General features: G+C 67.8%; 5 protein-coding genes and 1 pseudogene. 4 read left to right on the top strand and 2 right to left on the bottom strand.

Annotated elements, in window-relative coordinates; genetic code table 11:
• The 4 genes and pseudogenes from MJ783_RS13965 to MJ783_RS13980 all read left to right on the top strand — a co-directional run.
• Positions 1-1084, top strand: a pseudogene (locus tag MJ783_RS13965) (hypothetical protein); the annotation flags it as partial.
• The gene (locus MJ783_RS13970) at positions 1081-1503 is read left to right on the top strand and encodes a roadblock/LC7 domain-containing protein (RefSeq protein WP_255720431.1); all 423 of its coding nucleotides are present in this window, start codon (positions 1081-1083) and stop codon (positions 1501-1503) included. The pseudogene MJ783_RS13965 and the gene MJ783_RS13970, both read left to right, overlap by 4 nt.
• A gap of 25 nt (positions 1504-1528) precedes the next feature.
• A complete protein-coding gene (locus tag MJ783_RS13975) occupies positions 1529-1888 on the top strand; it encodes a DUF742 domain-containing protein (RefSeq protein ID WP_239310871.1) in 360 nt (119 codons plus the stop codon).
• Positions 1869-2465 (top strand): ATP/GTP-binding protein, encoded by a 597-nt coding sequence (locus MJ783_RS13980; protein ID WP_239310872.1) that lies wholly within the window; start codon positions 1869-1871, stop codon positions 2463-2465. The genes MJ783_RS13975 and MJ783_RS13980 overlap by 20 nt, the downstream gene beginning before the upstream one ends.
• A gap of 120 nt (positions 2466-2585) precedes the next feature.
• Here MJ783_RS13980 and MJ783_RS13985 read toward each other — a convergent pair whose 3' ends face one another.
• Positions 2586-3824, bottom strand: a complete 1239-nt coding sequence (locus tag MJ783_RS13985; protein ID WP_255720432.1) for an ABC transporter substrate-binding protein — start codon at positions 3822-3824, stop codon at positions 2586-2588.
• A gap of 437 nt (positions 3825-4261) precedes the next feature.
• On the bottom strand, positions 4262-5581 hold the full coding sequence (locus tag MJ783_RS13990) for a hypothetical protein (RefSeq protein ID WP_239310874.1): 1320 nt from the start codon (positions 5579-5581) through the stop codon (positions 4262-4264).
• Positions 5582-6876 lie beyond the last annotated feature (1295 nt).

Here is a 6876-nt window from a genome sequence, read left to right on the forward strand (position 1 = left end):
CACCGGGCCGATCAGCACCGGGCCGATAAACACCGGGCCGATCGGTAACAGACAGCCCGCAATGGGCCCCACCGGCTTCGGGATGTCAGAACCCACGGATCACGTCGCCCCGGACACGGTGTGGGGTGCTCCGAAGGCCAACGCCGATCCCGCCTTCGGCCGGGCCGCCGTGACCCACGAGGCATACGAGGCATACGAGGCATACGAGGCATACGAGGCATACGAGGGCGGACGCTCGCCCGGCACCATGCCGACGGCCAGCAACCAGCCTGACGATTTCAGTCCAGATCAGGCCGACGCCCCCTTGGATGATTCGTCCTTCGTCCAGGCAAGCGCTAAAGACGATCAAGGTGCTGAACACGAGCTGGACGATGCCGACACAACTCCTATCTTCGACTCGGTATCGGCCTGGTTCCAGCGGCGCTCCCCCGCACCGGCGCTCCCGACCCGGCGGGCTGTGCCACCGCCGTCCCCGCTGCGCCGTCCAGGCCCGGCAATCAACCGTGGCCCGGCGGTACAGCGTGCTGACTCACGCCCGGCAGAACCGCTGAGCCGTCTCGGTGGCCGTGCTAACACGATTGCGGGCGGCGAGAGCACCCGCCCCGGTTCCTCCTTCCCGCCCCCAGGCCGGCTCGCGAACCCTGCCCCGGCAACCAGCCAGGATGCGGCGTCCCCGGAGCTGCCGGTACGCGCCGGTGCGGGGATGGGTCTCCCCCCGGCCTATTCACCAGAGGCGATGTCGAGCGCGATGGTCACCGGTGTCGGCGACGCCACGGCGGCTTCCGCCGCCCCCGGGGCGATCTCCTGGTCCTCCGCCGGTGATGCGGGCTGGCAGGCTGCCGAGGCGGCCCGCCAGCCCGCATCCAGCGGAACGACTCGGGCCGGCCTGCCGTTGCGGGTCCCGATGACCCACCTCGTGCCGGGTAGCGCCGAACCCGGGCCACGGCGCCGTCCACCGGACACGCCCCCTCGGTCTCCGGAAGCAGTCGGTGGCCGGCTCGCCAGCTTCTATCAAGGTGTTCGGCAAGGGCGCGACGTCACCAGGGACGCCGCCCCTCGCCGGGATGCCCAGGAGGACATGTGACGCCCATGAGCTCAGACGCACAGAACCTCAACTGGTTGATCAATAACTTCGTCGAGAGGGTGCCCGGTGTCGCGCACACCGTGGTGGTCTCCGCGGATGGTCTGCTTCTGGCCGTATCGGACGGATTCCCCCGCGACCGCGCGGACCAGCTGGCGGCCGTCGCCTCGGGCCTGGTGAGCCTGACCCAGGGCGCTGCCCGGGTCTTCGAAGCGGGCAACGTGACGCAGACTGTTGTCGAGATGGAGCACGGCTTCCTGTTCATCATGGCGATCAGCGACGGCGCCAGCATGGCGGTCCTCGCGGCGCCGTCGTGCGACATCGGGCTTGTGGGGTATGAGATGGCGCTGCTGGTAACCCGGGCGATGGACGTTCTGACGCCGGCACTACGGGCCGAGCTGCAGGGGATCCTTCCGCGGTGAACCGACGGGAACACAGGGGGTCAGGGTGAGCATTGATCCCGAGAACGCCCCCGGGCCGGTTGTCCGTCCCTACGCGATGACCGGTGGAAGAACGCGCTCACGGTACGAACTTGCCATCGAGGCGTTGGTCTTCACGACAACCCTCGGCGAGGAACGGGCAATTGACCTTGCCCTGGAGCAACAGACAATTGCCGCCATGTGCCAGCATGTGCGATCGATCGCGGAGATCGCCGCTGGCCTGCGGGTTCCCCTCGGCGTCGCAAGGGTGCTGGTAGGCGACATGGCGGACGAAGGTTACGTCCGGGTACACCAGCAACCGGACCGCGACGAGGCGCCAGACCTCGCGCTGCTCGAAAGGGTTCTCAGTGGCCTTCGAAAACTCTGACCACCGACGGGTCAATTCATCCGTCGCCACGACATCAGTCAAGATTGTTGTTGCTGGCGGTTTCGGTGCCGGCAAGACGACCTTCGTGGGTTCGGTGTCGGAGATTGTGCCCCTGCGCACTGAGGCTGTGATGACCGAAGCCGGGGCGCACGTCGACGACCTGACCCACCTGACCGACAAGACGACAACCACCGTCGCCATGGACTTCGGGCGGGTCTCCCTGGATGAGGATCTGATCCTGTATCTGTTCGGTACGCCAGGACAGTACCGTTTCTGGTTTATGTGGGACGACATCGTCCGCGGCGCGATCGGTGCCATCGTGCTGGCCGATACGCGGCGGTTGGCCGACTGTTTCGCCGCAGTCGACTATTTCGAGCAGCGACAGCTGCCGTTCGTCGTAGGCGTGAACTGCTTCGACGGTATCCTGCGGCATTCCATCGACGATGTTCGGGAGGCCTTGCAGATCAACCAGGCCGTACCGATCATCACCTGCGACGCGCGGAACCGTGACTCCACGAAAAGCGCGCTCATCTCGGTGGTCGAACACACCATGTCCCGAGCGGTAGCGCGGACCTGAACCCGGGCCCGCAGCCGGCCGAGGGCGACCCCAAAGAATACTGATCAACTCGCCCTCGGCCGTACGGGACGTTACGGCCGCAGGCGGCTGGGATATTGTCGGCCCCACTCCTTTATCGCATCAGCCGTACTGCTGCACCCGGTCCGACTGCGAAACAATGCTGCTGTCCGAATCTTCACCGACGATCACAAGCTTGTATCCCTTGTTCTCTTCCGGGCGCCACTGACCGCCGACCAAAGGTGTCTTCGCGACGTTCTTGGGGATGTTCGCCAAACCGCCAAAGGCGAGCGGCCCCACTATCGTGTTGATACGCAGTTTACCGATGGCATCCGCGAGTGCCGCCCGGTCACCGAGGGAGCCGACCTGGGCCAGCGCTTCGGTGGCAACCTCGTACAGCGCGTGCACGAAGCCAAGGGTCTGCAGCCATGGCTTCCCGGTCTTCGCGGTGAAGTCGTCGGCGAGCGCCTGGGGGGTGGCCCCCGTCAACGAGCTCCGAAAACGGTGCACAGGTGACCACCAGACCTCGGTGCCAAGGTTGCTCGCATTCGTTCCGAGTTCCAGGACCGACGCCGGGAACAGCAAGGCCTTCGCCACCGTTACGATCTTTGGCTTGAAATCCTGCCGGACTGCCTCCCGCCAGAACAAGGCAAAGTCGGCCGCTGTCATCACCCCGGTCAGGATATCCACTCCCTTGCTCTTGAACTGGCTCACCAACGGGCTGAAATCTGTTGTGTTGGCCGGGATCGCGGGTTGCGCCGCCAAGGAGTAGCCATGCCCGGCAATCGCCTGCGGGAAGGCCCCGGCGAACGCCCTGCCATCGGGGTCATCTGGCCACAGCGCCCCGACTTTCTTGTTGGTGCCGAGCTGCGCCCACATTCCCAGGTAAACCTGGATCACATCCTCCAGGCCCCAGAAGAAGTGATAGGTCCATTTAAACGGCTTCGTGAGGTCGCCACCGCGCCCGGAGAACCACGACTGCCACGGAGCCGCGGTGGAGATGCATGGCACCTCATTCGCCTCGCACTGGTCCGCAACCGGGTTGACCGTGTCCAGCGTCGACCCGACCAGCACGACGTCCACGCCATCGATGAAAATCAGGTCGCTGGCCGCCTGAGCCGCCCTGGTCCGGTCGGACTGGCTGTCCCGGAAAACGATGTCCACCGGGTAGGTCCGAGTGCCTATGGTCAGGCCACGCCGGTAGAAGGAACGCATCGAGTCGGTGACGTACCTGTCCGCGACGCCGAATGCGGCCAACGACCCGGTCTGCGGGCTCACATAACCGATCCGGATGGATCTCGACGCTTGCGATCCGTCGGAGCCCCCGCCGCACGCGGCAAGCGGCAGGGCGGCGGCGGTCATTCCAGCCAGGCTCAGCAGCTTCCGGCGGTCCAGAGAGCCACCGCCCCAACCGTCCGGTCGGGCCATGATCGGACGATACGAGCTGGTCGTGGCGCAGACGCCGGAGTCCGAAAGGCTGCCAGGTCGTACCGGGTCAGCGCCGGTCACACAGTCAGATCGGAGCATGGGACCTGATCCTGCCGCACCCCGGTTGAAACCTGGGCACTGGGTCCTGGTCAACACGTATCCAGGAGATCAAAAAAGGGAGTTTTGTTCCCTGCATCGTGCATTGTCACCCGTTGTTCTGACGCTCGGCACGGCCACCGGAGCAGGCGATCACCGAGACCGGCCAGGACGCCCTCGGCCGGGCTGCCTGGATCCGCCGGGACGGCCCAGCGAACCATGAGCGCACGCATCCCAGCCCCGCTCCTTGATCCACGCCTCTCTTGCCAGTCGCGCTAATTGATCGCGCACCACCGGTTGGTCCCGTCCTCGAATGTCAGACCACCCACGTCCTTGCCCGCGTCGCCCTGTCGCACGCGGTTGAAAAACAACGCCTTGACGTCCTTGAGCGGCCCAGCGGTGAACTGCACATCGGCGAAGATCTCGGTCTCGGTGCTCAGGCTGTTCTTGGCGATCGTGTAGGTACCCTGCTGAGCGTTCCAGCTGTAGGCCCCTCGCCCCATCGGGATCACGAGCTTGTCCGGAAGTGCCGCCAGCGGCTTGAGGTCCGCGCTGTCCGCCTGGTAGCAACGGTAGGCGCCATCGATCAGTGCCAGCCCCGCAGCCGCGTCCGGATTACTCGTCGTCGATGTCTGCGACCCCGCGGACCGCGAGGCGGACGCCACCGACGTCGGCGCCGCCTCCGAGGCGCTCTTTCCACCGGTCACCATGACATACACGCCGATCGCGACGAGTGATACCAGTACCGCGATGGCGAGCGGGCCCACCCAGCCGTGTCGATAGCGCGCGAAGATTCCGGACGGGTAGTCATCCTCGTCGTCAATATCAATATCGTCGGTCAGGTCGGTGTCGCCGGTGAGATCAGGGTCGAAGTCGGTCCGGCTCGCCACGCCACGCCGATTACCGGGGGCGTTGCCGCCACGCCTCGCGGAGACCGCTGTCCGCCCGCTCAGTGCCCGGCGGCGTTCCTTCGCCCCCTTCGTCGCCATGCCTGAGATCGCGTCGGCGGACGACGCCCGCGCGGACGATACTCGCGGGGGTGCCGCACCACCGCGGTCCGTCTTCTTCCGGACGGTGGTGGACGGCTTCCAACCGTCGTCCTCAACGCTCTCCGGCGCGGGCTCCAGCCGCAAAGCCTCGGTCATCGCGGCTTCCACCGGCGGTTGAGGCGGCAGCGCGGCAAGTGGCACGCCCTGGGACAGCGGACCGCTGTCCCAGGCGGGAGCCCGCACGGGGTGATGACTGTCCCGGTCCAGCTCAGGCGTGCCGCCAGCCGCCGTGCCAGCCGCATGGCTCCCCGACGATGGCGGAGCCGGCGGCAGGGCGGTCGCCGGCCCCAGGGGTGTTCGCGGCGCGGTGAGCGGATCAACGCGAGGTCCGGCCGGGTCCCGGTGAAGCGGGGGGGGGATCGTGGCACGGCCGCTGGCATCCGCTCGTCTCGCGGCCGTCCGCGCGGGCCCGTCCGGTGGCGCGAAGGCCCGGTCGTCCGTACCGGAGCGGCGAGGAACCGGCCTGCCTGGCGGATAGCCGGAGTATCCGCCCGCGCTGGGCTCGGCCGGGCTGGGAGGCTCCGGTAACAGGACTGTCCGGCTCACGGCCTCCGGGCGGCGCCTCGCGTCATCGCGCTCCATCCGCCCGGACTCCGCTGTCTGATCGAACGCCCTGCTGCCGGAGCCTCTTTGGCTGCCGGTGTCAACGGGCCGGCCGGAGCGGGCGATGGCATCACGCCCACCGGCAGCGCCGCGCGCGGATCCCGGGTAATCGGGAGGCTGGTGACCGCTGATCGCATAGCTGTCACCCTGCGGAACGCCATAACCGTCCGGCTGCTGGCCACCGGGGTAGCCATTCGCGCCGCCAGTAGACCCGCCTCTCGGCGGACCATCGGCGCCGGTAGGCGTATATCCGCTGCTCCCATGGTCCGCGGGGCGCCCGGTAGCGCCCGCGAACCCTCGAGGGGGCGGCGAGCTGGCCGTCGAGCCGCCGGCCGGCCGATCCGCGGCCGCGCCGGTGGCGTTCCCCGGCGGCTGGAACGCCTGCGCACCAGATGCGGCCTGACCAGCGGCGGGGAAGGCCGTTAGCCGGTCGTCGGCTGGCGGCCAGTTGCGCCTGGCCTCAGCGGAGCCGACAGCCTCTGAGCGGTTGGGCCCGAAGCCGCGGGGAACTTCGGGCTGGCGGTCGCGCACGCCGGGATCCCGGCCCGTGCCTGGACCCGCGGGCGAGGACTGCCAGGCCAGACCAGCGCCGCGCGCGGAGTGCCCGTCGTCGGCGCTGCCCACTGACAGGTCCCAGCGCCCGCTCCCATGCCCAGGCCCGTGCCCGGCCGGCGTTCCTGGCAGGCCTGGCACGCCTCGCCCAGGATCAACCTGGTTCGGCAAACCATCCGTCCACGGTTCATGACGGACCGGATACGGCGGGTGCTCAACGGAGGGGTATGCGGAAGGAAGCGGTCGGTCATGGGTGGAGGAGACGTCAAAGGGGTCGACCGCGGCAGCCGCCGGCCGTACGGGCGAGCCCGAGCCGGAGCGCCGGCCAGGGTCACGCTCCGAGGGCTGGTATGCCGGAGCGGTGACATCCCAGGATGATTCTCGGTCCGACGGCTGATACGGACGGTCGTCGGTCTCGCCGACCCGTTCCACCGCAAAGAAGTCATCCGCGCGTCGCGCCGGTGAACCGGATCGCTCCGATGGCCCCGTCACAGGCCCACCCGCGTCACCGGAATCACCGGCCGTCACCCGCGGACGCCACATCCTGGCCGCGCTGTCCCACACCCACGCGCCATCGTCGCTCAACCAGCGCCCGAAGTCGTCGGTGGGCATGTCCTGCCCCCCAGGTAAAGGGCGTATATGCCCAGGAAACGCGAAAAAACGGATAGCCCGAGCATACACTAGTG

It is taken from the genome of Protofrankia sp. Cj3 (assembly GCF_917627355.1).
Classification (GTDB): Bacteria; Actinomycetota; Actinomycetes; order Frankiales; family Frankiaceae; genus Protofrankia.